We start from the raw sequence: 25,524 nt of genomic DNA, 5'->3' as shown, positions 1-25,524 counted from the left end.
CGCCATGCTCGACAACCTGAACGCCGGTCGCAAGATCCTGGCCGTCTTCGCTGTTTTTGCGATGATCCTGCTGGCTGGCGGCGCGGCGGTGACATGGTCGTTTCTCCGCGTCACCCACAACGGGCTGGAGGTCGGCGAACATCTGGCCCCCCTTGGCGACGCCGCGATGGAGGTCAAGCTGAACGCCGCCTACGCCCGCCTCGCGCTCGAGGCCGACAGCGGTTCCGATGCCGGCCGGGTGGCCGAGATGCTGGACCAGGCAGGGTTCTACATCGGCGCGATCCTCGACGGCGCGTCCAATGCCGAGGGCGGGTTCATCGCCTCCACCGCACCGGAAGTGCGCCAGCAGATCATGGCCGTGCGGCAGGGGCTCGACATGCTGCGTGCCTCCGCGACGGCCCGCCTTGACCTGTTGCGCGCCGGCCAGGGTGTCGGCAGCGCGGCGGACGAAAAGTTCGATGAACTCTACGAAGGTCTGATCGAAGGAATCAGCGCGCTCGCTGCGATCCTGCCGGATTCGGCCGCGGCCCAGCACCTGACTGGCGAGGCGCGGTTCCGTCTGGCCCACGGGCATCTGATCTTCGAGGAAATCCAGGGCGGCGATGCCGGCGAGGATATCGACGAATCGATCGCCGCCTTTACCGCGGCGCAGGCGGCGCTACAGGCGGCCGCGCCCGAATTCGGCGGCCAGGTCGAGCCGCTGGTCGCCGACGTCGGGGCGCTGATCGACCTCGCGAAAGAGCGGTATTCCCGGTCACAGGCCCGGGCGGCGGCCCTGAGGGACTCGACAGCGCAATTCGACACTTCCTTTCAGGAATTTATCGCCGCCGCCGACCGCGCCGAGGAACTGGTGCACGACGACATGGTCCATGGCATCGCCACACTGCGCACCTCGGCCCAGATGGCGACGATCTCGCTCTCCGTCGCCGGGGCCGCGCTGCTGCTCGCCGTCTTCCTCGCCTATCACGGCCTCGACCGCAGCTTCGGCCGCCGTCTGCGGCAACTCTCGGGTTGCATGCAGTCCCTGCTCAAGGGGGAACTGAATGTGAAGGCGCCCGACTGGCGCTCGACCGACGAGGTCGGCGTCCTGCGCGACAGCATCGAAGAGATGCGCACCGCCTTCCTGCGCCAGATCGAGCTGGAAAAGATCGCCGGCTCCAATCGCCAGGCCGCCGACGCGCAGCGCAAGACCGCCGAACAGCAGGCCGCACTTGCCGAACAGGGACGCGCCGAAGCGATGGAACGCCAGCGCGAGGCGCAGCACCGGGCTGCCACGGCCAGCCGCTTCGCCGCGGAATTCGGCGATCTTGTCCGCCAGGCGACCGCCGGCCATTTCAGCGCGCGCATCGCCGGCACCTTCGACGACCCCGCCTTCGACCAGCTGGCCCAAGGCATCAACGAGGTGATGGCGGCGGTGGAACGCGGGCTTGGCGAAACCGCGCAGGTGCTCGCCGCCATGGCGCGCGGCAAGCTGTCGGCGCGGATGCGCGGCAGCTATGAGGGCGCCTTCGCCGAACTGAAATCCAACGCCAATATCACCATCGAGAAGATGGGCGAGACGGTTGTCGCCATCGACTCCGTTGCCCGCTCGATCGTCTCGGGCACCGAGGCCATCGCCGGCAGCTCGGGCGAGATCTCGCGCCGCACCGCCGCCCAGGCCGACGCCCTGCGCGAGACGGACGGAACCACCGCCACCCTCTCCGCCAAGGTCGCCGCCAACAGCGAAAGCACCCGCCGCGTCGCCTCGCAGGCGAAACTCGCCGCCGACCGGGCCGAACTGGGTGGCGAGGCGCTGCGGCGCACGGTCACCGCGATCCAGCAGATCGACGAAAGCGCACAGAAGGTGAAGAACATCATCGATGTGATCGACGACATTTCCTTCCAGACCAACCTTCTGGCGCTGAACGCCGGGGTCGAGGCGGCACGCGCCGGCGACGCCGGCAAGGGCTTTGCCGTGGTCGCCCAGGAAGTCCGCCAGCTCGCCCAGCGCGCGACCGAGGCGGCGCAGGACATCGGCACCCTGATCGAGAAGAGCCTGCGCGACGTGGCCGACGGGGTGCATCTGGTGAACGAGACCGGCGATGTGCTGTCCGAGGTGCTCAAGGCCATTGCCGGCGTCGCCGAGGCCACGCAGGAGATCACCGCCGCCAACGAGGAACAGAGCGCCGGCGTGACCGAGATCAACCGCCGGATCGGCGACATCGGGCGGATGACCCAGCAGAACGCGGGAATCGCCGAAACCAGCGCCGGTTCCGCCCGCGACCTCGCGGAACAGGCGCACCGGCTGAGCGATCTGCTCACCTTCTTCCAGGTGGCGCCGGAAGACGGCGGACGTCGGGCCGCGGCCTGAGGCGCGCCTTACCGAAGGCCAGCGCCGGCCCGATCCGGCCTTTTCCCGCCGACCACACGCGATTGCACCGGCCCGACGCGCGGCTCGCCAGACACCGCGCGCCGGGCCCGGACCAACCTCTCTGCCCCGCCGAAGCCGTCCGGCCCCCTCAGTCGTGTACCCAGAGCCCCTGGCCCAGCGCCTCGATGGCCAGAACGATGCGTTCGAAACTGGCCTCGGCGCGGGCCGACATGTGACGCGCGCGCAGATAGCCGTGCACCAGCCCCGGCTCGTTCACCAGATGCACCGGCACATCCGCCTCCCGCAGCTTGCGGGCATAGACCGGCCCGTCGCTCGAGATCGGATCGCATTCGGCGGTAAAGATCACCGTGCGCGGCAGATCGGAAAAATCGTCGTCCTGAAGCGGCGCATAGGTCGGATCGCCCTTGGGCTCCGTCCCGCCCGTGCGGATGCCGCGATAGAAATCGAGATCCGCCTTCGTCAGCATCGGCGCGTTGGCATGTTCGCTGTAAGAGGCCCCCGTCCCGTCGCCGCCAAGCCCCGGGTAGATCAGCACCTGGCCGATCACATTGTGCAGCCGACCGCGCGCGTGATGGGCGACGCAGGCCATCAGGTTGCCGCCGGCGCTGTCGCCGGCCAGCACAATGGGCTGGTCGAAGGTCTGCTCGACCCATTGCGTCGCCCGCCAGCAGTCGTCAAAGGCCGCCGGGTGCCTGTGCTCGGGCGCCAGACGGTAATCGACCGCCACCACGCGATAGCCGGTCTGGTCGCAGATCTCGGCGCAGACATCGTCGTGACTGTCGAGCCCGCCCACCACGAAGCCGCCGCCATGGGCATAGACCACCGTGCAGGTCGGCTCGCCCGCGGTATAGACCCGCACCGGCACGCCCTCCACCTCCCGGTCCTCGACCGTCACGCCTTCGGGGCGTCCATGGTAAAAGACCTCGCACATCGCGTCGTAGACCCGGCGCTGCCCGTTCACATCCAGATCGACCGCGTCGTCGGGATAGGCGGCGGCGGTCTTCCGGATGAAGTCCCAGGTCTCGGCGTCGATCAGCTGGCTGTAATCCGGCATCGCCCCCTCCCTCACGCGGCCCATTCCCACGGCCGGGTGAAATCGCCCAGAACCCGCGCGACATCGGCCTCTTCGGCGCCGTTGCGCTCCAGCTGCGCCACCAGGCCACGCTTCTTGTCGTCGATCACGCGCGTGACCCGCGCCTGCACCTTCGCCGCCTCCAGCGCCTCGTTGTAGATCCGGGTGATCGCATCCTTGCGCAGGTCGGGCTTGAAGACCTTGCCCACGGCCGTCTTGGGCAGTTCGGGCAGGATCGTCATGTGCTTGGGCATCGCCGCCCGCTCGTGCACATGCCGTTTGCAGTGCTCCAGCAGCTCCTCCTCGGTCACGCTCGCGCCCGCGACCAGTTCCACATAGGCGCAGGGCAGCTCGCCCGCGCGCGCGTCCGGCTGGCCGATGGCGCCGGCAAAGGCCACCGCCGGATGCGACAGCAGCGCTTCCTCGATCTCGGCTGGGTCGATGTTGTGCCCGCCGCGGATGATCAGATCCTTGGCCCGCCCGGTGATCCACAGATAGCCGTCCGCGTCGATCCGGCCCAGGTCGCCGGTGCGCAGGTAGGAGGTCTTGTAATAGAGGTCCTTGTTCTTGTCGGTCTCGGTATAGGTGTTGCCCGCATAGACACCCGGGTTCGCGATGCAGATCTCGCCCACCTCGTCTGTCTCGGCCAGCACCGGCCCATCGGGGGTGCCCTTGTAGATCTTCACGTCCGTATAGGGGAAGGGAATGCCCACGCTGCCGATCTTCTTCTCGCCATCCACCGGGTTGCAGGACACCACGCAGGTCGCCTCGGTCAGCCCGTAGCCCTCGATGATGTTGATGCCGGTCGCCGCTTCGAACCGCTTGAACAGCTCCACCGGCAGGGGCGCGGACCCCGAAAAGGCCTTCTGCACGGTCGAGATGTCGGCATTGACCGGGCGCTGCATCTTGGCCGAGATGGCGGTCGGCACAGTGATGATGAAGGTGGTCTTCCAGCGCTCGCACAGCTTCCAGAAGTTGTCGAAGACGCCCTCGCCGCGATAGCCCTGCGGCGTCGGAAAGACCACATGCGCGCCCGAGGCCAGCGCGCCCATGACGATGGGATAGCAGGCGAAGACGTGGAACAGCGGCAGCGGGCACATCACCGAATCCTTCTCGGTGTACAGCAGCCGCTTGCTGATCCAGCCATTGTAGATCGCGCCCGAATAGAAATGCTGCGCCACCTTGGGCATCCCCGTCGTGCCGCCGGTATGGAAATAGAAGGCAATACGGTCGCCGGGGCTGTCGGCAAAGCTCAGCGTCTTGGGCTGGCGCGCCATCTCGCGGTTGAAGTTCTTGTAATCGGCATGGCGCGCGCCCGACAGCTTGGGCCGGATCATCGGCACGATCCAGGATTTCGGCGGAGTCAGATAGCGGTTGAGATCGATTTCGAGAACCGTCTTCACACTGGGCGCATGACGCACCGCTTCGGCCACCTTCTGGGCCACATCGGTCTTGGGGAAGGGGCGCAGCGTCACCACGACCTTGGCCTTGGTCTCGCGCAGGATCGAGCCGATCTGTTCCGGCTCCAGCAGCGGGTTGATCGGGTTCACGATCCCCGCCACCGCGCCGCCCAGCAGGGTCAGCAGCGTCTCGTTGCAGTTGGGCAGCACATAGGCGACCACGTCGGTCTCGCCGATCCCCAGCGAGCGGAACAGGTTGGCGACCTGATTCACCTTCTGCAGCGTCTCGGCCCAGGTCATCGTCTCGGCCTTGTCGGTCGGCCCTGACAGCAGCTGGTAGCTGAAAGCCTTGTGCTGCGGATATTTCGCGGCGGTCTGCGACAGCATCTGGTACAGCGTGACCGGCAGGTCACGCTTGGCCCAGGGCATCTCGTTCTCGATCGCGTCGCGGTCCGCCTTGGTGACGATGGACATCTGGTCTCCCTCCCCTGCCCCTTGGGGGCGATATTGTTCAGGGGAGAATGGAAGGAAATCGGTTTCCGCGCAAGCGCCGCCCGACCTGACGCCGCGCCAGCGTTACTCGGCTGCCAACCCGTCGGTGAACTGCAGCCGCGCCAGCCGGGCGTAAAGCCCGCCCTCGGCCACCAGCGCATCATGCGTGCCCGTCGACACGATGCGGCCCCGGTCCAGCACGACGATCCGGTCCGCCTTCTTCACCGTCGCCAGACGGTGCGCCACGATCAGCGTTGTGCGCCCCTTGGCCAGCAGGTCGACCGCCTGCTGCACCGCACGCTCGCTCTCGGCGTCCAGCGCGCTGGTCGCTTCGTCCAGCAGCAGGACGGGTGCGTCGCGCAGGATGGCGCGGGCGATGGCGATCCGCTGCTTCTGCCCGCCCGACAGCATCACGCCGCGCTCGCCGACATAGGCGTCATAGCCGCCCGGCAGGGCGCTGATGAACTCATGCGCGGCGGCGGCGCGGGCGGCGTCCTCGACTTCGGCATCGCTCGCCTCGGGACGACCGAACCGGATGTTCTCGCGCGCGGTGGCGGCAAAGATCACCGGATCCTGCGGCACCATCGCCAGATGCCGGCGAAAGTCGTCGCGGATCAGCGCGCGCAGATCGACCCCGTCCAGCAGCACGCGGCCCCCGGTCGGATCGTAGAACCGCTGGATCAGCTGGATCACCGTCGTCTTGCCCGCGCCCGAGGGGCCGACGAAGGCCACTGTCTCACCGGGTGCGATGGTCAGGGAAAAATCTTCCAGCGCCGGAATGTCCGGCCGCGCCGGATAAGAGAAATCCACCGCGTCAAAGGTGATCTCGCCCCGCACCGGCTCGGCCAGCCGCTGCGGCGCCTCCGGGTCCAGCACGGTGTCGGTCGCCTGCAACAGCTCGATCAGCCGCTCTGTCGCCCCCGCCGCCCGCTGCAACTCGCCCCAGATCTCGCTCAGCGCCGCCACCCCGCCGGCCACCATCACCGAATAGATGACGAACTGCACCAGCGACCCTTCGGTCATCGCCCCGGCGCGCACGTCGCGCGCGCCGATCCACAGCACGCCGACCACGCCGCTGAAGACGAGAAAGATGATGATCACCGTCATCAGCGCCCGCGTCCGGATGCGCCGGATCGACACGTCATACGACGTCTCGGTCATCTCGTCGAACTGCGCGCGGCTCGCCGCCTCATGGGTGAAGGCCTGCACCGTCTGCACCGCGCCCAGCGTCTCGGACGCATTCCCGGACGAGGCAGCGATCCAGTCCTGGTTCTCGCGGCTGATCTTGCGCAACCGGCGGCCCAGCACCAGGATCGGCACGATCACCAGCGGCACCAGCAACAGCACGAGGCCGGTCAGCTTGGCCGAAGTGGCCAGCATCAGCACCAGCCCGCCCAGGAAGATCAGCACGTTGCGCAGCGCGATCGACGCCGATGACCCCAGCACCGACTGGATCAGCGTGGTATCCGTGGTGATCCGGCTCAGCACCTCGCCGGTCATGATCTTCTCATAGAACGCCGGGCTCATGCCCAGCACCCGGTCGAACACCGCCTTGCGGATATCCGCGACCACCCGCTCTCCCAGCTTGGTCACCAGCGCGTAGCGCACCCCGGTGCCAACCGCCAGCAGCGCCGCGATGCCCAGCGCCGCCAGGAAATACTGGTCCAGCAGGCCGCCGTCCTCGATGCGGAAGGTGTCGATCACCCGGCGCACCGCCAGCGGCAGCGTCAGCGAGATCATCGCCGTGAAGGTCAGCGCCAGCAGCGCCGCGATGACCAGCCCGCGATAGGGCCGCACGAAGGGCCACAGTGCCTCCAGCCCGCCGACATTGCGCGAGGTCGCACGCTCTTCGGTCGCGCCGGGCGCGACGACGGGCGGACGGGCGGTCGGCGGCTGTGCCATGCGAGGTCCTGTGCTGGCGGGCAAACGCCCGGTCTGGCCCCGTTCATGGCCCCGGCCAGCAAAAGGGTCAACCCATCAGCGCCCGACGTGCCCGGATGCCGCAGCGGCCGGTGTTCGGGGCGCGCGCGCATCGCTCGACGTGGGGGCTTGATGCCGTGCCGCGCCGCTGCTACGCAGATTCCGCGAATGTGGGAGAACCGGCGTCAAGGCCGGTGCCGAAGGAGCAACCGCCCCGGAAACTCTCAGGCGAAAGGACCGCATCTCGCAACGGAACTCTGGAGAGACCCCGCAAGGGGCGCCGAAGGGATAACGATCTCAGGCGAAAGGACAGAGGGGGCATCTTGAGCCGCGCGCGATATCGCGCCGGGAAATGGGATGCCGGATGATTTCCTTGAGAATCATGTCGGCCTTGGCTTTGGATTGGTCATGACCGACTTGCTGAAGACGCCGCTGCACGCGCTGCACCTTGAACTCGGGGCCAGGATGGTCCCCTTCGCCGGCTATGACATGCCGGTGCAGTATCCGGCCGGGATCATGGCCGAACACCAGCACACCCGCGCCAAGGCGGGGCTGTTCGATGTCAGCCACATGGGTCAGGTGATCCTGTCGGGCGAAAACTACGAAACCATCGCCACCGCCTTCGAGACGCTGGTGCCGATGGATGTGTTGGACCTGGAAGAGAACCGCCAGCGCTATGGGCTCTTCACCGACCCCGACGGCGGCATTCTCGACGACCTGATGTTCGCCAACCGGGGCGATCACCTCTTCGTCGTGGTCAACGCCGCCTGCAAGGATGACGACATCGCCCATATGAAGGCGGCTTTGGAACCCGACGTGAAGGTCACCCCCGTGACCGACCGCGCGTTGATCGCGCTCCAGGGGCCGGCGGCCGAGGCCGTGCTGGCCGAACTCGCGCCCGTGGTGACGGGCATGCGCTTCATGGACGTGGCCACGGCCGAGATCGACGGCGCCGAATGCTGGATCAGCCGCTCGGGCTATACCGGCGAAGACGGGTTCGAGATTTCCGTCCCCGAGGACGCGGCCGAGGCGCTGGCCCGCCGCCTGCTCGCCCATGACGACGTGATGCCCATCGGCCTCGGCGCCCGCGACAGCCTGCGGCTTGAGGCCGGGCTCTGCCTCTACGGCCACGACATCGACGGCGGCACGCTGCCCGCCGAAGCCGGCCTCGCCTGGGCGATCCAGAAGGTCCGCCGGACCGGCGGCGCGCGCGAGGGCGGCTTCCCCGGCGCCGAGGCGGTACTGGCACAGCTCGCCGACGGCCCCGAACGGCGGCGCGTCGGCCTGCGCCCCGAAGGCCGCGCGCCGATGCGCGAAGGCGTCGAACTCTTCGAGAAGGAAGAGAACGGCAAACCCGTCGGACGCATCACCTCGGGCGGCTTCGGTCCGACCGTAGGCGCGCCGGTGGCGATGGGCTACGTCCCGGCGGCGCTCGCCGCTCCGGGGACGAGACTGTTCGGCGAAGTGCGCGGCAAGCGCCTGCCGGCGGTGGTGGAAAAGCTGCCTTTCGTGGCGGCCGGCTTCAAGCGTTAGTCAAGGAAGAGGGACAAGGGATGAAATACACCGAAGAACACGAGTGGCTGCTCGAGGAAGGCGACCTGATCGTCGTCGGCATCACCGAATATGCCGCCGAACAGCTGGGCGATATCGTCTTTGTCGAGCTGCCCGAGGAAGGCACCGAGGTGACCAAGGATGACGAGATCGTGGTGATCGAAAGCGTCAAGGCCGCCTCCGACATCCTCGCCCCGCTCGACGGCGAGATTGTCGAGGTCAACGCCGCGCTGGTGAAAAACCCGGGCAAGGTCAACGAAGACCCGATGGGCGACGGCTGGTTCTTCAAGATCAAGCCCTCGGACCTCTCGCCGATGGACGATTACATGGACGAAGCCGGCTACAAGGACTTCATCGGAGACTGACGCCATGGCCGTGCGCCGCATCGTCACCAACATCCAGGCATCCGCCCCGGGCGAGGTCGCAGGGTTCTACCGCGACCTCTTCGACCTCGACACGGCGATGGACATGGGCTGGATCGTGACACTGACCGGCGCACAGCAGGCGGTTCAGCTCTCGCTGGCCTCCGAGGGCGGTTCCGGCACACCCGTGCCCGCCCTCTCCATCGAGGTCGACGATCTGGACGGCGTGCTGGCCCGCGCCCGCAAGGCCGGCGTCAGGCCGGAATACGGCCCCGTCGACGAACCCTGGGGCGTGCGGCGCTTCTTCCTGCGCGACCCCGCGGGAACCCTGATCAACGTCCTCGCGCACGTCTGACCTGCGCCCCGCCGGGGCTTTTGCGATCCTGCCAGACCCGAAGGATCGACCTGCAACCGAACCGGCGGATCGCCGATCCAAAGGACAAATGGAAAACTCGCCATGACCTACACCCCCACCGACTACCTGCCCTACGATTTCGCCAACCGCCGTCACATCGGCCCCTCCCCGGCCGAGATGGAGGACATGTTCGCGGTTCTGGGGGTGCGTGACCTCGACCAGCTGATCGACGAAACGGTGCCGGCCTCGATCCGGCAGGCCGAACCGCTCGACTTCGGCAAGCCGATGTCCGAACGCGGGTTGCTCTGGCACATGGAGCAGGTGGCGAAGAAGAACAAGGTTCTGACCTCGCTGATCGGCCAGGGCTATCACGGCACCGTCACCCCTCCGGCGATCCAGCGCAACATCCTCGAAAACCCCGCCTGGTATACCGCCTATACCCCCTATCAGCCCGAAATCTCGCAGGGCCGGCTGGAGGCGCTGCTGAACTACCAGACAATGGTCAGCGACCTGACTGGGCTCGAAATCGCCAACGCCTCGCTGCTTGACGAAGGCACCGCCTGCGCCGAGGCGATGACGATGGCGCAGCGCGTCGCCAAGACCAAGGCCACCGCCTTCTTCGTGGACGAGAACTGCCACCCGCAGAACATCGCGGTGATCCAGACCCGCGCCGCCCCGCTGGGGATCGAGGTGATCGTCGGCTCTCCCGATGACATGGACGCCGGCAAGGTGTTTGGCGCGATCTTCCAGTATCCGGGCACCCACGGCCACCTGCGCGACTTCGCCGACGAAATCGCCTCGCTGCACGGCGCCGGCGCCATCGGCGTCGTCTCGGCCGATCCGCTGGCGCTCTGCCTGCTGAAAGAACCGGGCGCGATGGGCGCCGACATCGCCGTCGGCACCACCCAGCGCTTTGGCGTGCCGATGGGCTATGGCGGCCCGCACGCCGCCTATATGGCGACGAAACAGCAATACGCCCGCTCGATGCCCGGCCGCCTTGTCGGCGTCAGCATCGACAGCCACGGCAACCGCGCCTACCGCCTCTCGCTCCAGACCCGCGAACAGCACATCCGCCGCGAAAAGGCCACGTCGAACGTCTGCACCGCGCAGGCGCTGCTGGCCGTCATGGCTTCCTTCTACGCGGTCTTCCACGGCCCCGAGGGCCTGCGCGCCATCGCCCAGCGCATCCACCGCAAGACCGTGCGCCTGGCCCGCGGGCTCGAGGCGGCGGGCTTCAAGGTCGAACCCAAGGCCTTCTTCGACACCATCACCGTCGACGTCGGCCTGCTGCAACAGGGCGTCCTGCTTTCGGCCGTCCGCGAAGGCGTCAACCTGCGCCGCGTCGGCGACACCCGCGTCGGCATCACGCTGGACGAACTGACCCGCCCCGCCACCATCGAAGCGGTATGGCGCGCCTTCGGTATCATCATGAAGGACGACGACTTCGCGCAGGAATACCGCCTGCCCGACGCGCTGGTGCGCAAGTCGCCCTACCTGACCCACCCGATCTTCCACATGAACCGCGCCGAAACCGAGATGATGCGCTACATGCGCCGCCTCGCCGACCGCGACCTCGCGCTCGACCGGGCGATGATCCCGCTCGGCTCCTGCACGATGAAGCTCAACTCGGCGGCCGAGATGATGCCCGTCACCTGGCCCGAATTCGGCCAGTTGCACCCCTTCGTCCCGGCCGATCAGGCCGCAGGCTACCGCGAACTCATCGACGACCTCAGCGCCAAGCTTTGCGAGATCACGGGCTATGCCGCCATTTCGATGCAGCCGAACTCGGGCGCGCAGGGGGAATACGCCGGCCTGCTGACCATCGCCGCATACCACCGCGCCGAAGGCCAGGGCCACCGCAACATCTGCCTGATCCCCACCTCGGCGCATGGCACCAACCCGGCCTCGGCGCAGATGGTCGGCTGGAAGGTGGTGCCGGTGAAATCCACCGCCACCGGCGACATCGACCTCGACGACTTCCGCGCCAAGGCCGAACAGCACGCCGATAACCTCGCCGGCTGCATGATCACCTACCCCTCCACCCACGGCGTGTTCGAGGAAACGGTCAAGGACGTCTGCAGGATCACCCACGACCACGGCGGCCAGGTCTATATCGACGGCGCCAACATGAACGCGATGGTCGGCCTCGCCCGCCCCGGCGATCTGGGCGGCGACGTCAGCCACCTGAACCTGCACAAGACCTTCTGCATCCCCCACGGCGGCGGCGGCCCCGGCATGGGCCCGATCGGCGTCAAGCCGCACCTCGTTCCCCACCTGCCGGGCCACCCCGCCACAGGCGGCACCGAAGGCCCGGTCAGCTCGGCCCCCTTCGGCTCGCCCTCGCTGCTGCCGATCAGCTGGGCCTACTGCCTGATGATGGGCGGCGAGGGGCTGACCCAGGCCACCCGTGTCGCGATCCTGAACGCCAACTACATCGCCCGCCGTCTCGAAGGCGCCTTCGACGTGCTCTACCGCGGCAAGCAGGGGCGCGTCGCGCATGAATGCATCATCGACACCCGCCCCTTCGCCGAAAGCGCCGGTGTGACCGTCGACGACATCGCCAAGCGCCTGATTGACAATGGCTTCCACGCCCCGACTATGAGCTGGCCAGTCGCGGGCACCCTGATGATCGAGCCGACGGAAAGTGAAACCAAGGCCGAACTCGATCGCTTCTGCACCGCCATGCTGGCGATCCGCGCCGAGATCCGGGACATCGAGGAAGGCCGCATCGACCGCGACAACAACCCGCTCAAGAACGCGCCCCACACGATGGAAGACCTCGTGAAGGACTGGGACCGCCCCTACTCCCGCGAACAGGGCTGCTTCCCGCCCGGCGCCTTCCGCGTCGACAAATACTGGCCGCCGGTCAACCGCGTCGACAACGTCTGGGGCGACCGCAACCTGACCTGCACCTGCCCGCCGATGGAGGCCTATGCCGACGCGGCCGAATAGGTGATCCGCCTCCTGCTCCGGCTCACGCCCGTCGCGGTGTCGCTGGGGCTGACGCTCTGGGCCCTGGCCCAGAGCCCCTTCGCCCACCCCCTGGCCGAGGCAAGCGCAACCCAGATCGAACGCGCGCTCCAGCGCGCCCTGACCCGGCAGGTCACGCCCGACTGGCTGGCCGCCGAGGTCGCGCTGGCGCTGGCGGCCGAAGACCTCGACCGCCTGGAAACGCTGGAACTGGTGGCCGGCGACGTCGGCCTGCCGGTGCCGCAGGCCGACCAGATCGCGGCACTGCGCGAGCGTGAAACCGGCTGGCTGCCCCAGGCCGGCACCTGCGGCCTCTGCATGGCCGATATCGCCGCCTGCCCCTCGGTCCGGCTGATGGTCGCCTGCGGCATCCCGTTCGAGCTGACACCCCTCGGCGACGCCAACGCCCTGCGTCGTGCGGGCACCGCCGCCTGGAACGGCGAGGAGATCGACCGCCTCGACGTCACCCTCGCCGTGGTCGGCCTCGGCGCGACGGCGGCGATCCTCGTCTCGGGCGGCACCTCAACCACGGTCAAGGCCGGTGCCACCGTGCTGCGGATCGGCCGCCGCCTCGGCACGGTCACGCCCGAATTCCTGCGCCTGCTCAACCGTTTGGCCGACATCGACCTGAAACCGGCGCTGATCCTGCCCTATCTGCGCGGCACCACCCGGCTCGACGACCTGCTCGACACCGCCAAACTCGCCCGGGTCGAAGCGGTGTCCACCGATCTCGCCCGCGTCGCCGGCAACACCTCGCTCGGCGACGGCGTGCTGCTGCTGCGCCACGTCGACACCGCCGAAGACGCCGCCCGGCTCGCCAGGGTCTCGGAGGTCGCCGGCCCCAAAACCCGCGCGATCTTCGACGTGCTGGGCAAACAGCGCGTCTTCCGCGCGCTGGTCCGCCTGACGGACATTGCGCTCACGACGGCCCTGCTGATCTGGGCCACCGCTCTGCAATTTCTGCTCGCCATCGCCGGCTGGCTCGGCGGGCGCAGCCTGCGCTTCGTGACCCGGCGTCTCTGACCTGCGCCTTTCTATTGCGCGCCCCCGGCCTGTGCGCCATGATCCGCGCGGACAAGGGAGACTATCATGCGCAAGTTCCTCGTGGTGCTGGACGACAGCCGCGAATGCCTGAACGCCATGCGCTTTGCAGCGATGCGGGCGTCTCATACCGGCGGCGGCGTGGCGATCCTTTCGGTGATCCCGCCCGAAGAATTCAACCACTGGATCGGCGTCGGCGACATCATGCGGGACGAGGCGCGCGAGCGCATCCAGGCCCATTTCGAAGTCTTCGCCAAATGGATGCGCGACCGCCAGGGCGTCGACCCCGAACTGATCATCCGCGAAGGCGACCCGGTGACCGAAATCCTCGCCCAGGTGCGCGAAGACCCCGAGATCGGCGTGCTGGTGCTGGGCGCCGGAACCGACAAGAAGGGGCCCGGCCCGCTGGTCACGCAGATGAGCCGCTCGTCCGGCTCGCTGCCTATCCCGGTCACCATCGTGCCCGGCGATATTTCCAAGGAAAAGCTCGAAGCGATCACCTGAGGCCACCCTCAGACGAAGGTGACCTCCGCCGCCGGCAGCTCCAGCCCCTCCAGCCGTGCCGACCAGACCTGCCCCGGCGCGACATCCATCGCGCTGGTCAGCGTCCCGGTCGACACCATCTCGCCCGCCGCCAGCGGCGGGTTGCCCTCCTGCCGCAGGACTTCGACCAGATGGGCCAGCGCCGCCAGCGGCCCGTCCCCCATCACATCCGAACTCGCGCCACGGGCGACCTCGACGCCATCGCAGGACAGCACCGCGTCGAACCGGCCCAGCGGCCCTGTCACGGGTTGAAACGGCCCGGTCCGCAGCGCGCCATGCAGCGCCCCGCAGACCACCGTATCGGCCGGGCGGAACCTCCAGCCCGGATAGGGCGACCGCACGATCTCGAACCCGAAGGCGACGCCCGACACGCAGTCCAGCAGCGCCTCCGCCGACAGATCCGCCCCCGGCGCGCGGCCAAGGTGAAAGATGATCTCTGGCTCGATCTTCGGCTCGCGCAGCCCGGACAGCGACACAGGCTGCCCCAGCACGTCGCAGGTGGTGTCCCAGACCGGCCCCCATATCGGCGCGCGTACGCCGTAGGCCTCCCACAGCGTGCGATTGGTGAAGCCGATCTTGCGCCCGACCATCCGCTCGCCCCGCGCCTGCCGCAGCCGGGTGATCTCTGCCGAAACCGCCGTCGCCGCCGCCAGATCGAACCCCGGATCGCCCTCGCTCGGCGGCGTCAAAGTGCCGCCGTTGTCCAGCGCCTCCAGAATGACGCCCGCCAACCGCCCCCTGTCCTGCACCATCAAACTCTCCCCCTCTGCCCAAGGCGCGCCACCGCCGGATCCAGATTAGAACCGTTCCAATCCTTGACTTGCCGCCTGCCGAGGCGCATATCCGAGTGGAACCGTAGGGAACCCGATCATGTTCATCCAGACCGAATCCACGCCGAATCCGGCAACGCTGAAATTCCTGCCCGGCCAGACCGTGCTCGAGGTCGGCACCGCCGACTTCCCGACGCCCGACGCCGGCGCCAAGTCGCCGCTCGCCCAGCGCATCTTCGCGGTCGACGGGGTCGAGGCGGTGTTCTTCGGCAACGACTTCGTGACCGTGACCAAATCCGACTCGGTCGAATGGGACCACATCAAACCGGCCATCCTCGGCGCGGTGATGGAACACTACCAGTCCGGCCAGCCGGTCATGGGCGAAGGCCAGAAGATGGACTCGGGCCATGCCGAGCACTCCGGCGAAGACGGCGAAATCGTCGGCCAGATCAAGCAGCTGCTCGACACCCGCGTACGCCCCGCCGTGGCCCAGGACGGCGGCGACATCACTTTCCACGGCTTCGACCGCGGCGTCGTCTACCTGCACATGCAGGGCGCCTGCGCCGGCTGCCCCTCCTCGACGCTGACGCTCAAGATGGGCATCGAGAACCTGCTGCGCCACTACATCCCCGAAGTGACCGAGGTCCGGCCGGTTGCCGTCTGACCCGACAATCCTGGCTTTCGACACATCGGCCGCGCATTGCGCGGCCGCTTTGCTGCGGGATGGGCGCATCGTCGCCGCCCGCGCCGAGGCGATGAGCAAGGGCCAGGCCGAACGCCTGATGGGCCTCCTCGAAGAGGTGCTCGCCGAAGGCGGCCTCACATGGCGCGATCTCGACGCCATCGGCGTCGGCACCGGCCCCGGCAACTTCACCGGCATCCGCATCTCCGTCTCGGCTGCGCGCGGTCTCGCCCTCGGGCTCGCCGTCCCAGCCTACGGGATCGACGGTTTCGCCGCCCGCCGCCACGCGCTCGGCACCGAAGGTGCGGTCGCCGTCCCCGCACCGCGCGATCAGATCTACCTGTCGCGCCCCGGCACCGCCCCCGAACAGATCGACCGCCCCGAGGGCCTTCCCGAAGACCCCGGCCCGCAAGCCCTCGCCGAATCCATCGCGCATCTCGCCGCCCTGCGCTGGCCCGACCCGGCACCTCCCCCCGCCCCGCTCTACATCCGCCCAGCCGACGCCGCGCCCTCGTCGGACAAGCCGCCGGTCCTGCTCGATTGATGACGCCCGAGGACATGGCCCGCCTGCACAAGGCCGCCTATGACGACCGCCCCTGGAGCGCGACGGAATTCGCCGGGCTGATGAGCGCCAAGGGCGTCTTCGTCACCGGCGACACCCGCGCCTTCGCGCTGGTCCGCGTCCTGCTGGACGAGGCCGAACTGCTCACCATCGCCACCCATCCCGACCACCGCCGCCAGGGCCTCGCCCGCGCGCTGATGGAGGTCTGGCACAGACAGGCCGCCGACCGGGGCGCCACCCGCGCCCTGCTCGAAGTCGCCGCCGACAACACCCCGGCCCAGGCGCTCTATCTTTCCTGCGGCTACACCGCCGACGGCCGCCGCAAGGGCTATTACGACCGCCGCGGCGCCCCGCCCGCCGATGCCATTCTGATGAGCTGCCCGCTTACGTTCGGGCAACCCGGCGCTTAACCCTCCTCCCCGACAGAATCCGGTTGACCGTATGGGTCCGCTGCGGCCTTAATCGGGTCAGATCGCCCCATTCGGCGCAACCGACCGGGCCGGCGGCGCAAGCCGCCCCCGCGCATAATGAAAAAAACGGGAGACCACGATGACCATGATGAAAACGCTCCTCGGCGCTGCCGCCGGCCTCGCACTCGCCGCGGGCGCGGCGCTCGCCGAACCGGCGCTGATCTTCGACCTCGGCGGCAAGTTCGACAAGTCGTTCAACGAAGCCGCCTTCAACGGCGCCGAACGCTGGGCCAAGGAAACCGGCGGCTCCTTCCGCGAGATCGAACTCCAGTCCGAAGCCCAGCGCGAACAGGCCCTGCGCCGCTTCGCCGAGGCCGGCGCCAACCCCATCGTCACCATGGGCTTCGCCATGGCCGACCCGCTCAGCACCGTCGCGCCCGACTATCCGGACACCAAATTCGTGGTGATCGACGTCAACTGGCTCGACCTGCCGAACGTCCGCCAGGTCGCCTTCGCCGAACATGAAGGCAGCTACCTCGTCGGCATGCTGGCCGCAATGGCCTCCAAGTCCGGCACCGTCGGCTTCATCGGCGGCATGGACGTGCCGCTGATCCGCCACTTCGGCTGCGGTTACTCCCAGGGCGCCAAGGCGGTGAACCCCGACATCAAGATCGTCGCCAACATGACCGGCACCACCCCGGCCGCCTGGAACGACCCGGTCAAGGGCTCGGAACTGACCAAGGCCCAGATCAGCCAGGGCGCCGACGTGATCTATGCCGCCGCCGGCGGCACCGGCGTGGGCGTGCTGCAGACCGCCGCCGACGAGGGCATCCTGTCCATCGGCGTCGACAGCAACCAGAACCACCTGCACCCGGGCAAGGTCCTGACCTCGATGCTCAAGCGCGTGGACGTGGCCGTTTATGACGCGATGAAGGCGGGCGAGAACGTCGAAACCGGCGTCTTCACCCTGGGCCTCAAGGACGACGGCGTCGGCTATGCGATGGACGAGAACAACGCCTCCCTGATCACCGACGACATGAAGGCCAAGGTCGAAGAGGCCAAGGCCAAGATCATCGACGGCTCGCTCACCGTCGAAAGTTATTACACCAACGACAGCTGCCCGGCACTGAGCTTCTGAGCATGACCGGGGCGACCCCTTCGGAGCGGCGGGACACCGCCGCTCCGGCCATCGAACTGAAAGGCATCTCCAAGGCCTTCGGCCCGGTACAGGCCAACAAGGACATCTCGATCCGCGTGATGCCCGGCACCATCCACGGCATCATCGGCGAGAACGGCGCCGGCAAGTCCACGCTTATGAGCATCCTCTACGGCTTCTACAAGGCCGACCGGGGCGAGATCTTCATCAAGGGCAAAAAGACCGAGATCCCCGACAGCCAGGCCGCCATCTCCGCCGGCATCGGCATGGTCTTCCAGCACTTCAAGCTGGTCGAGAATTTCACCGTGCTCGAAAACATCATCCTCGGCGCCGAGGACGGCGCCCTGCTGAACCGCTCGATGGCCAAGGCGCGCACCGAACTGGTCAAGCTCGAAAGGGAATACGGCCTGAATGTCGACCCCGACGCGGTGATCGAAGAGATCGGCGTGGGCAAGCAGCAGCGGGTCGAAATCCTCAAGGCGCTGTATCGGCGCGCCGAGATCCTGATCCTGGACGAGCCGACCGGCGTGCTGACGCCCGCCGAGGCCGACCAGCTGTTCCGCATTCTCGGGCGGCTGCGCACCGAGGGCAAGACGATCATCCTCATCACCCACAAGCTGCGCGAGATCATGGAGATCACCGACACGGTGAGCGTGATGCGCCGCGGCGAGATGACCGCGACGGTGAAGACCGCCGAGACCTCGCCCGAACAGCTGGCCGAGCTGATGGTGGGCCGCAAGGTGCTGCTGCGCGTCGACAAGGCACCTGCAAAACCCGGCGCGCCGGTGCTCGAGGTCGAGAACCTGCGCGTCATCGACGAGGCCGGGGTGGAACGGCTCAAAGGCATCTCGCTGAACGTCCGCGCCGGCGAAATCCTCGGCATCGCCGGCGTGGCCGGCAACGGCCAGTCCGAACTGCTCGAGGTGATCGGCGGCATGCGCGCGGCCACCGGCACGCTGCGGATGAAGGGCGAAGCGCTCGAGCCCGCCGCCGACGGCCAGTCGCGCCGGGCGCGCGGCATCGCCCATGTGCCGGAAGACCGCCAGCGCGAGGGGCTGATCATGGCCTTCCACGCCTGGGAAAACGTCGCCTTCGGCTATCACCACGCCGCCGACTACCGCGCGGGGCTGTTCATGAACAACCGCGCCCTGCGCGCCGACACCGCCGCCAAGATGCAACGCTTCGATGTCCGCCCGCCCGACCCCTGGCTCGCCGCCAGGAACTTCTCCGGCGGCAACCAGCAGAAGATCGTCGTCGCCCGCGAAATCGAACGCGACCCCGACCTGCTGCTGGTCGGCCAGCCGACCCGCGGCGTCGACATCGGCGCCATCGAATTCATCCACAAGCAGATCGTCGCCCTGCGCGACCAGGGCGCGGCGGTGCTGCTGGTGTCGGTCGAACTGGACGAGATCCTGTCGCTGTCGGACCGCATCGCGGTGATGTTCGACGGGCGCATAATGGGCGAACGGCTGCCCGGACAGACGGACGAAAAGGAGCTGGGCCTCTTGATGGCCGGCGTGTCGGAGGCGGCGGCGTGAGCGCGCGGGCCGTGGTTTCGGATCGCTGCGCGATCCGACCGACGCGGGGGGCGCTGCCCCCCGAACCCCCCGAGGTATTTAAGCAACCAGAGAAGAGAAGAGCGCGGCGCTCCGCCCCTTCTCTGGTTCCCAAATACCCTCCGCCGGAGGCAGCCGCGCCCCGCGCGGCTTTGCGCCCGCAGGGCGCGTCTGCAGGGGACACCGGAACGACAGCGGAGGGACGCGGGACATGGACGTGATGCCCAAATGGGCCGAGGTCGTGCTGGTGCCGCTGATCTCGCTGGTGCTGGCGGCGATCCTCTCGGCGCTGGTGATCCTGGCCATCGGCGAGGATCCGGTGGCTGCCGTCAAAATGATGATCGAGGGCGCGCTCGGGTCGACCTATGCCTGGGGCTATACGCTCTATTACGCCACCAACTTCATGTTCACCGGCCTCGCCGTCGCCGTCGCCTTCCACGCCCGCCTGTTCAACATCGGCGGCGAGGGGCAGGCGATGCTCGGCGGCCTGGGCGTGGCGCTGGCCTGCCTCTACGTGCCCTGGCCGCACTGGAGCCTCGCGCTCCTGGGCGCGACCGTCGCGGGCGCGATCATGGGCGCCGCCTGGGCGCTGATCCCCGCCTGGCTGCAGGCCAGGCGGGGCAGCCACGTCGTGATCACCACGATCATGTTCAACTTCATCGCCGCCGCGCTGCTGAACTACCTGCTGGTCAACCTGCTGAAACCGCGCGGCTCGCAGGATCCGGCCAGCGCGCGTTTCCCCGAGACGGTGCACCTGCCGACCCTTCACGACCTGCTCGCGCCGCTCGGCATCTCCTTCTCGAATGCCGCGCCGGCCAATGTCTCGCTGCTGGTCGCCATCGCCGCCTGCGTCCTGGTCTGGGCGCTGATCTGGCGCACGCGGCTCGGTTATGAAATCCGCGCCTTCGGACAGTCCGAACCGGCGGCCCGCTATGCCGGCATCTCGGGCGTGAAGATCATTCTGGTCACCATGCTGATCTCGGGCGCGCTCGCCGGCTGCATGGCGATCAACAACGTCATGGGCGAGGCCGAGCGGCTGGTGATGAACGCGACCGAGGGCGCCGGCTTCATCGGCATCGCCGTGGCGCTGATGGGGCGCAGCCATCCCTTCGGCGTCTTCCTCGCCGCGATCCTCTTCGGTTTTCTCTACCAGGGCGGCGCCGAGCTGGCGCTCTGGACCAAGATCCCGCGCGAGATGATCACGGTGATCCAGGCGCTGGTGATCCTGTTCACCGGCGCGCTCGACAACATGGTGCGGATGCCGCTTGAGCGGATCTTCCTCGCCGCCCGGAAGGGACGGTCCTGATGGATTTCCTCACCGTCCTCCAGGTGCTCGACAGCTCCGTCCGCCTCGCCACGCCGCTGCTGCTGGCCTGCCTCGCCGGCCTCTATTCGGAACGCGCGGGCATCTTCGACATCGGGCTCGAAGGCAAGATGCTGGCCGCCGCCTTCTTCGCCGCCGCCACGGCGGCGCTCACCGGATCGGTCTGGCTGGGCCTGCTCGCCGGCATCGCCGTCTCGATGCTGCTCTCGGGGCTGCACGGGCTGGCCTCGATCACCTTCCGCGGCAACCAGCTGATCTCGGGCGTGGCGATCAACTTCCTCGCCTCGGGCATGACCGTGCTGATCGCGCAGGACTGGTTCGCCCAGGGCGGCCGCACCCCCTCGCTCGGGTCCGAGGCGCGGTTCAACGCCCTGACCCTGCCCTTCGCCGACGCCCTGTCGGGCGTGCCGGTGCTCGGCCCCGTCTATGCCGAGCTGATCTCGGGCCATTCGATCCTGGTCTATCTCGCCGTCGCAGCGGTGCCCACCACCTGGTGGATCCTCTACCGCACCCGCTTCGGCCTGCGTCTGCGCGCGGTGGGCGAGAACCCGGCGGCCGTCGATACCGCCGGCGTCTCGGTGGTCGGGCTGCGCTTTGCCGCCGTGGCCATCTGCGGCCTGCTCTGCGGCATCGCCGGCGCCTATCTCTCGACCGCGCTCCAGGCGGGCTTCGTCAAGGAGATGACCGCCGGGCGCGGCTTCATCGCGCTCGCCGCGCTGATCTTCGCCAAGTGGCGGCCCTGGCAGGCGATGTGGGCCTGCCTGCTGTTCGGCTTCCTGCAGGCCATCGCGCTGCGCTACCAGAACATCCGCCTGGGCGAGATCACGATCCCGGTCCAGGCCATGGACGCCCTGCCCTATGTGCTGACCGTCGTGATCCTCGCCGGCTTCGTCGGCAAGGCCATCGCCCCCCGCGCCGGGGGCGAGCCCTATGTGAAGGAGCGCTGAGGAAGCAGGCAGCGTGTTGCCAGATTCCGGCAGGTCATCGGTCCAGTCGGCCACCTGGGTGCATCGTGTATTGATTGGTTTAGGGTACGGGGGCAAGGAGCGGACATGCAGATTTACCTTCCCATCGCAGAGGTCTCGGTCAACGCCTTCCTGATCCTGGGGCTGGGCGGGCTTGTCGGCATCCTGTCGGGCATGTTCGGCGTCGGCGGCGGCTTCCTGATCACCCCGCTGCTGTTCTTCGTCGGCATCCCCCCTGCCGTGGCCGTCGCGACCTCGGCCAACCAGATCGTCGCCTCCTCCTTTTCGGCGATCCTCGCGCATCTCAGGCGCAAGACGGTCGATCTGAAGATGGGCGTGGTGCTGCTGATCGGCGGTCTGATCGGCTCCGGCTTCGGCGTGATCCTGTTCAACTACCTCAAGAGCATCGGTCAGGTCGATCTGATGGTGCGGCTCTGTTACGTGCTGTTCCTCGGCATCGTCGGCCTGCTGATGTTCATCGAAAGCGTCAACGCGATCCGCAAGTCGCGCAAGCCCATCGGCCCGCGCAAGCCCTCGTCGCGCCGGCACAAGAGCTGGATCTACGCGATGCCGGTCAAGATGCGCTTTCGCACCTCGGGCCTCTACATCTCGGTCTTTCCACCGCTGCTGATCGGCCTTTTCGTCGGCGCGCTGGCGGCGGTCATGGGGGTCGGCGGCGGCTTCATCATGGTTCCGGCGATGATCTACCTGCTCGGGATGCCCACCAAGGTCGTGGTCGGCACCTCGCTGTTCCAGATCATCTTCGTGGCCGCCTTCACCACCATGCTGCACGCGATCACCAACCAGACCGTCGACACGGTCCTTGCCGTTCTGCTGCTGCTCGGCGGCGTGATCGGCGCGCAGTTCGGCACCCAGTTCGCGATGAAGCTCAAGGCCGAACAGCTGCGCGTCCTGCTCGCCCTGCTCGTCCTGACGGTCTGCGGCAAGCTGGCGCTCGAACTGCTGCTGATGCCCTCCGAACTCTACTCCCTCACCCGTCTGGGAGGGCAATGAGCCATGCGTTCCCTGCTCCTTGCCTGCCTGCTGATGCTCGGCGCCCTGCCTGCCGCCGCCGAAGAGGTCGTGCTCGGCCTCTCGCGCGACAATGTCTCGATCAACACCAATTTTGACGGCTCCGAAATTCTGATCTTCGGCGCCGTGAAGCGCGAGGAACCGATCCCCGACGGCGACCCGCTTCAGGTCGTGATCACCGTCACCGGCCCGATGGCTCCGGTCCAGGTGCGCCGCAAGGCCAAGGTCTACGGCATCTGGATCAACCAGGACGCGGTCGAGGTCGACGCCGCCCCCAGCTTCTATGCCGTGGCCACCACCGGGCCGATCCGCGAGGTGCTGCGCGATGTCGAGGATCTCCGCCAGAAGATCACCATCGACCGCGTGATCCGCTCGGTCGGGGCCCCGATGAACATCACGGATGCGGCCAGCTTCACCGATGCCGTCATCCGCATCCGCGAACGGCAGGGCCTCTACCAGCTGCTCGAAGGCGACGTCGAGCTGGACGAACAGACGCTGTTCCGCACCGCCATCAAGATGCCGGCGAACCTGGTCGAAGGCGATTACGAGACCCGCATCTTCCTGACCCGCGAGGGCCGCGTCGTCTCCAGCTACCGCACCACAATCGCCGTCAACAAGGTGGGGATGGAACGCTGGCTGTTTACCCTCTCGCGGGAACACGCCCTGCTCTACGGCCTGATGTCGCTGGCCATCGCCATTGCCGCCGGCTACGGCGCGTCCGAGGCCTTCCGCCTGCTGCGCCAGAACTGACCCGCGCCGTCAGGTGTCCTCGCGTTCCAGCACCAGCGGTGCCGGACCGCTGCGCAGGTCGTCCACCCGCAGGCCGCCGCTGGGCTTCGACAGCCGGTTGCGCACCACCCAATACAGCCGCTCCGAGGCGCGGGTGATCGCCACATAGGCCAGACGCTTCCACAACGGCTGCCCCGCCTCGCTGCGCCCCGCCCGCGCCGCGGCGTAAAGATCGGGCGCAAAGACCTGCACGTTCTCCCACTGCGACCCCTGCGCCTTGTGGATGGTGCAGGCCGCCCCGTGCACGAAGGTCGCGCCCATGCCGGCGGCAAAAGGAATGAACGGCTCTTCCTCGTCCGGCTTCTCGATCTGGATGATCGTCGCCGCCGACACCTGCGGCTCTTCCGCGCCAATGACATGCAGCCGCGAAAAGCCCGGCTTGCGCCCCGGCCCCAGATAGATCACCTGCGCGCCCTTGATCAGGCCGCGCGCCTCCAGATCCAGCCGCTTCTTGCGGTGCTTCACCGGCAGGTCGATCCCGTCGCAGATCAGCGGCTCGCCTTCCAGCAGCGCATCCTCGGGCGCGCCATGAACGCTGCGAAAGGCACTGATCAGCCGGATCCGAGTCGCGTTCCGCCAGACCAGCACGGGCGAGCGCGCCATCAGGTCGACCTCGACCCGCTGACCCCAGATCACCCGGTCGTCCTGCCGCGAGGTGGCCTCGACCATCCGCTCGAAGTCCTCATACCCCAGCGCCGGATCTGCCAGCGCATGGGCGAGATCCAGGATCGGGTTGCCCGCCTCCTGCCGGTGGATTCGCGAAAGCTCCAGCCGGCGTGGCGCGGCGAGCTTGTCAAAGACCATGCCACCGCTCTGGTTCACCGGGGCAAGCTGCGCCGGATCCCCGAACAGCAGCAGCGTCGGAAAGATCTCCTTCAGATCCTCGAACTGCTTCTCGTCCAGCATCGAGGCTTCGTCGACAAAGCCGATGTCCAACGGCTCTTCCCGCCGTTTCCACCCGGTGATGAAATCCGACCCGCGCAGCCCCGCCGCCGCCAGCGCACCGGGGATCGACTTGTTGCCCTGATAGAAGGCAAAGGCCCGGTCCAGGGCAAGATCCGTCAGACCCTCGACAGTCGGCCGCTCGCCCTCGCCCGCCAGCCAGGCCGCAACACGCTCGTACTCCGGATCGTAGACGGGGGTATAGAGGATCCGGTGGATCGTCGTCGCCGGCACGCCCCGCAGCCGCAGCACCGAAGCCGCCTTGTTCGTCGGCGCAAGGATCGCCAGCGTCCGGCGATCCTTCCGCCGGCGCCCCTCCCAGTCGCCCGACACCACATCGACCCCCGCCGCCGCCAGCGCCTTGTAAAGCTCGGCCAGCAGCAGCGTCTTGCCGGAGCCCGCCTTGCCGATCACCGCCATCACCCCGCCCCCGGCGGCCGCCGGCGGGGTCAGCAGCGCATCGTCCAGATTGATGCCGACGCTTCGAAGCAGATCGGTCACGCTGTCGTAAGCGCTGGCCTGGTCGTCGGAAAAGGTCACACTCGGGGCAGACATGGCGCGACCCTACAGGCGCGCGCCGCCCTCCGCCAGAGGTCTTGCCCTCATGCACCGGCCAGTCGGTCGAGCGGTCTGGGCGTTCCGAAACTGCGCTCGAACCAGAGGCGCGACAGCTCGGGCGAAATCCGCGCCCGACGTGCCACCCGATTCCGCGCCGCCTCGGTGAACGACCACAGACCCACGCTCACCTGGTCCCGCCCGCTGCCCCGGCTGCCCAGGACCTCGGGGCTCGCGCCGATGGCGCGATAGATCCGCACCATCCGCGCATCGAACACGCCCACGAAATGGCGCACCCCCAGGCGCGCCATGATTTCGCCCCCGCCCAGCATCAGCGCCGCCGCCACCCGGGGACCGGCCTCCTGCCCCAGACAGAACCGCGTGCACTCCCAGATCAGCGGGCTGGAAATCGCGCCACCCGCCAGATCGGCGAAGACATCGTTGACCATCACCCGCCCCGTCGTCGGCAGAAACCGCATCGACCCGCCATGCAGGCCGTCCGCCTGTTCCCAGATCACATAGAGCGGGTTCAGGCTGTCATAGACGTCGCGCTCCTCCCCCTGCGCATCCACCGTCACCGGCCAGCCCATCCGGCGGGCAAACTGGTCTGCCCGGTCGGTGAACATGGAATGCGCAAGCGTCGGGAAGTCACCCAGCTGATCGGCATAAAGATAGCGCAGCATGTCGGTCACTCCCATCTGGCG

General features: G+C 68.0%; 22 protein-coding genes and 1 riboswitch. Of the genes, 16 read left to right on the top strand and 6 right to left on the bottom strand.

Annotation, left to right across the window (positions count from 1 at the left end; all coding sequences use genetic code 11):
• Positions 1-4: 4 nt before the first annotated feature.
• Complete coding sequence (locus ACFO5X_RS21720) at positions 5-2,350, top strand: methyl-accepting chemotaxis protein (protein ID WP_380721341.1); 2,346 nt, start codon at positions 5-7, stop codon at positions 2,348-2,350.
• A gap of 148 nt (positions 2,351-2,498) precedes the next feature.
• Here ACFO5X_RS21720 and ACFO5X_RS21715 read toward each other — a convergent pair whose 3' ends face one another.
• The 3 genes from ACFO5X_RS21715 to ACFO5X_RS21705 all read right to left on the bottom strand — a co-directional run bounded on the left by ACFO5X_RS21715 (position 2,499) and on the right by ACFO5X_RS21705 (position 7,237).
• Positions 2,499-3,425: an alpha/beta hydrolase gene (locus ACFO5X_RS21715; protein WP_380721339.1), complete on the bottom strand. Its 927-nt coding sequence runs from the start codon at positions 3,423-3,425 to the stop codon at positions 2,499-2,501.
• A gap of 11 nt (positions 3,426-3,436) precedes the next feature.
• On the bottom strand, positions 3,437-5,317 hold the full coding sequence (locus tag ACFO5X_RS21710) for an acyl-CoA synthetase (RefSeq protein ID WP_380721336.1): 1,881 nt from the start codon (positions 5,315-5,317) through the stop codon (positions 3,437-3,439).
• Positions 5,318-5,419: 102 nt separating this feature from the next.
• On the bottom strand, positions 5,420-7,237 hold the full coding sequence (locus ACFO5X_RS21705; protein WP_380721333.1) for an ABC transporter transmembrane domain-containing protein: 1,818 nt from the start codon (positions 7,235-7,237) through the stop codon (positions 5,420-5,422).
• Between the two features lie 179 nt (positions 7,238-7,416).
• Positions 7,417-7,505, top strand: a riboswitch (glycine riboswitch).
• 158 nt (positions 7,506-7,663) lie between these two features.
• Between ACFO5X_RS21705 and gcvT the strand changes: the two genes are divergently transcribed.
• From gcvT to ACFO5X_RS21675, 6 genes are all read left to right on the top strand, one after another.
• Entirely contained in the window at positions 7,664-8,788 is a 1,125-nt protein-coding gene (gene gcvT / locus ACFO5X_RS21700) for a glycine cleavage system aminomethyltransferase GcvT (protein WP_380721330.1), read from the top strand.
• Positions 8,789-8,808: 20 nt separating this feature from the next.
• The gene (gcvH, locus tag ACFO5X_RS21695; RefSeq protein ID WP_380721327.1) at positions 8,809-9,171 is read left to right on the top strand and encodes a glycine cleavage system protein GcvH; all 363 of its coding nucleotides are present in this window, start codon (positions 8,809-8,811) and stop codon (positions 9,169-9,171) included.
• A 4-nt stretch (positions 9,172-9,175) separates the two neighbouring features.
• Positions 9,176-9,523, top strand: coding sequence for a VOC family protein (locus ACFO5X_RS21690; protein ID WP_380721324.1), 348 nt, complete (start codon positions 9,176-9,178; stop codon positions 9,521-9,523).
• Between the two features lie 102 nt (positions 9,524-9,625).
• On the top strand, positions 9,626-12,475 hold the full coding sequence (gene gcvP, locus ACFO5X_RS21685) for an aminomethyl-transferring glycine dehydrogenase (RefSeq protein WP_380721321.1): 2,850 nt from the start codon (positions 9,626-9,628) through the stop codon (positions 12,473-12,475).
• Complete coding sequence (locus ACFO5X_RS21680; RefSeq protein ID WP_380721318.1) at positions 12,476-13,516, top strand: hypothetical protein; 1,041 nt, start codon at positions 12,476-12,478, stop codon at positions 13,514-13,516.
• Positions 13,517-13,582: 66 nt separating this feature from the next.
• Entirely contained in the window at positions 13,583-14,038 is a 456-nt protein-coding gene (locus ACFO5X_RS21675; protein ID WP_380721315.1) for a universal stress protein, read from the top strand.
• An 8-nt stretch (positions 14,039-14,046) separates the two neighbouring features.
• On the opposite strand, the gene ACFO5X_RS21670 is transcribed toward ACFO5X_RS21675, so the two are convergent.
• Positions 14,047-14,829: a 2-keto-4-pentenoate hydratase gene (locus ACFO5X_RS21670; protein ID WP_380721312.1), complete on the bottom strand. Its 783-nt coding sequence runs from the start codon at positions 14,827-14,829 to the stop codon at positions 14,047-14,049.
• A 118-nt stretch (positions 14,830-14,947) separates the two neighbouring features.
• Here ACFO5X_RS21670 and ACFO5X_RS21665 point away from each other — a divergent pair, with 118 nt between their 5' ends.
• The 9 genes from ACFO5X_RS21665 (at position 14,948) to ACFO5X_RS21625 (ending at position 23,284) form a co-directional block, all read left to right on the top strand.
• Positions 14,948-15,511, top strand: a complete 564-nt coding sequence (locus ACFO5X_RS21665; RefSeq protein ID WP_380721309.1) for a NifU family protein — start codon at positions 14,948-14,950, stop codon at positions 15,509-15,511.
• A complete protein-coding gene (tsaB, locus tag ACFO5X_RS21660) occupies positions 15,501-16,073 on the top strand; it encodes a tRNA (adenosine(37)-N6)-threonylcarbamoyltransferase complex dimerization subunit type 1 TsaB (RefSeq protein ID WP_380721306.1) in 573 nt (190 codons plus the stop codon). The genes ACFO5X_RS21665 and tsaB overlap by 11 nt, the downstream gene beginning before the upstream one ends.
• A 14-nt stretch (positions 16,074-16,087) precedes the next feature.
• Complete coding sequence (locus ACFO5X_RS21655; protein WP_380721303.1) at positions 16,088-16,501, top strand: GNAT family N-acetyltransferase; 414 nt, start codon at positions 16,088-16,090, stop codon at positions 16,499-16,501.
• A gap of 139 nt (positions 16,502-16,640) precedes the next feature.
• Positions 16,641-17,639: a BMP family lipoprotein gene (locus ACFO5X_RS21650; RefSeq protein ID WP_380721300.1), complete on the top strand. Its 999-nt coding sequence runs from the start codon at positions 16,641-16,643 to the stop codon at positions 17,637-17,639.
• A gap of 2 nt (positions 17,640-17,641) precedes the next feature.
• Positions 17,642-19,195 (top strand): ABC transporter ATP-binding protein, encoded by a 1,554-nt coding sequence (locus tag ACFO5X_RS21645; protein ID WP_380721297.1) that lies wholly within the window; start codon positions 17,642-17,644, stop codon positions 19,193-19,195.
• 229 nt (positions 19,196-19,424) lie between these two features.
• Entirely contained in the window at positions 19,425-20,519 is a 1,095-nt protein-coding gene (locus ACFO5X_RS21640; protein ID WP_380721294.1) for an ABC transporter permease, read from the top strand.
• Positions 20,519-21,484: an ABC transporter permease gene (locus tag ACFO5X_RS21635; RefSeq protein ID WP_380721291.1), complete on the top strand. Its 966-nt coding sequence runs from the start codon at positions 20,519-20,521 to the stop codon at positions 21,482-21,484. The genes ACFO5X_RS21640 and ACFO5X_RS21635 overlap by 1 nt, the downstream gene beginning before the upstream one ends.
• Positions 21,485-21,589: 105 nt before the next feature.
• Positions 21,590-22,516 carry a sulfite exporter TauE/SafE family protein gene (locus ACFO5X_RS21630; protein WP_380721288.1) on the top strand — a complete coding sequence of 309 codons (927 nt, stop codon included), beginning with the start codon at positions 21,590-21,592 and terminating at the stop codon, positions 22,514-22,516.
• A 3-nt stretch (positions 22,517-22,519) separates the two neighbouring features.
• Positions 22,520-23,284, top strand: a complete 765-nt coding sequence (locus ACFO5X_RS21625; RefSeq protein WP_380721285.1) for a TIGR02186 family protein — start codon at positions 22,520-22,522, stop codon at positions 23,282-23,284.
• Positions 23,285-23,293: 9 nt separating this feature from the next.
• On the opposite strand, the gene ACFO5X_RS21620 is transcribed toward ACFO5X_RS21625, so the two are convergent.
• Both ACFO5X_RS21620 and ACFO5X_RS21615 read right to left on the bottom strand, forming a co-directional pair.
• Entirely contained in the window at positions 23,294-24,820 is a 1,527-nt protein-coding gene (locus ACFO5X_RS21620; RefSeq protein ID WP_380721283.1) for an ATP-dependent DNA helicase, read from the bottom strand.
• Between the two features lie 47 nt (positions 24,821-24,867).
• A complete protein-coding gene (locus ACFO5X_RS21615; protein WP_380721280.1) occupies positions 24,868-25,503 on the bottom strand; it encodes an acyl-homoserine-lactone synthase in 636 nt (211 codons plus the stop codon).
• Positions 25,504-25,524: the final 21 nt, after the last annotated feature.

The organism is Seohaeicola nanhaiensis, from assembly GCF_042654245.1.
GTDB lineage: Bacteria > Pseudomonadota > Alphaproteobacteria > Rhodobacterales > Rhodobacteraceae > Seohaeicola_A > Seohaeicola_A nanhaiensis.
Note: the sequence above shows the minus strand (reverse complement) of the source record. Positions and strands in the feature narration are given on the sequence as shown.

Bases quoted from the DNA above. Each gene is read 5' to 3' on its own strand.
- ACFO5X_RS21710 (WP_380721336.1), bottom strand. From the start codon at position 5,317: ATGTCCATCGTCACCAAGGCGGACCGCGACGCGATCGAGAACGAGATG.
- ACFO5X_RS21690 (WP_380721324.1), top strand. From the start codon at position 9,176: ATGGCCGTGCGCCGCATCGTCACCAACATCCAGGCATCCGCCCCGGGC.
- gcvP (WP_380721321.1), top strand. From the start codon at position 9,626: ATGACCTACACCCCCACCGACTACCTGCCCTACGATTTCGCCAACCGC.
- ACFO5X_RS21620 (WP_380721283.1), bottom strand. From the start codon at position 24,820: ATGTCTGCCCCGAGTGTGACCTTTTCCGACGACCAGGCCAGCGCTTAC.
- ACFO5X_RS21625 (WP_380721285.1), top strand. From the start codon at position 22,520: ATGCGTTCCCTGCTCCTTGCCTGCCTGCTGATGCTCGGCGCCCTGCCT.
- ACFO5X_RS21670 (WP_380721312.1), bottom strand. From the start codon at position 14,829: ATGGTGCAGGACAGGGGGCGGTTGGCGGGCGTCATTCTGGAGGCGCTG.
- ACFO5X_RS21650 (WP_380721300.1), top strand. From the start codon at position 16,641: ATGACCATGATGAAAACGCTCCTCGGCGCTGCCGCCGGCCTCGCACTC.
- ACFO5X_RS21645 (WP_380721297.1), top strand. From the start codon at position 17,642: ATGACCGGGGCGACCCCTTCGGAGCGGCGGGACACCGCCGCTCCGGCC.
- ACFO5X_RS21665 (WP_380721309.1), top strand. From the start codon at position 14,948: ATGTTCATCCAGACCGAATCCACGCCGAATCCGGCAACGCTGAAATTC.
- ACFO5X_RS21635 (WP_380721291.1), top strand. From the start codon at position 20,519: ATGGATTTCCTCACCGTCCTCCAGGTGCTCGACAGCTCCGTCCGCCTC.
- ACFO5X_RS21630 (WP_380721288.1), top strand. From the start codon at position 21,590: ATGCAGATTTACCTTCCCATCGCAGAGGTCTCGGTCAACGCCTTCCTG.
- ACFO5X_RS21615 (WP_380721280.1), bottom strand. From the start codon at position 25,503: ATGCTGCGCTATCTTTATGCCGATCAGCTGGGTGACTTCCCGACGCTT.
- gcvT (WP_380721330.1), top strand. From the start codon at position 7,664: ATGACCGACTTGCTGAAGACGCCGCTGCACGCGCTGCACCTTGAACTC.
- ACFO5X_RS21675 (WP_380721315.1), top strand. From the start codon at position 13,583: ATGCGCAAGTTCCTCGTGGTGCTGGACGACAGCCGCGAATGCCTGAAC.
- ACFO5X_RS21715 (WP_380721339.1), bottom strand. From the start codon at position 3,425: ATGCCGGATTACAGCCAGCTGATCGACGCCGAGACCTGGGACTTCATC.
- ACFO5X_RS21720 (WP_380721341.1), top strand. From the start codon at position 5: ATGCTCGACAACCTGAACGCCGGTCGCAAGATCCTGGCCGTCTTCGCT.
- ACFO5X_RS21640 (WP_380721294.1), top strand. From the start codon at position 19,425: ATGGACGTGATGCCCAAATGGGCCGAGGTCGTGCTGGTGCCGCTGATC.
- gcvH (WP_380721327.1), top strand. From the start codon at position 8,809: ATGAAATACACCGAAGAACACGAGTGGCTGCTCGAGGAAGGCGACCTG.
- ACFO5X_RS21705 (WP_380721333.1), bottom strand. From the start codon at position 7,237: ATGGCACAGCCGCCGACCGCCCGTCCGCCCGTCGTCGCGCCCGGCGCG.
- ACFO5X_RS21655 (WP_380721303.1), top strand. From the start codon at position 16,088: ATGGCCCGCCTGCACAAGGCCGCCTATGACGACCGCCCCTGGAGCGCG.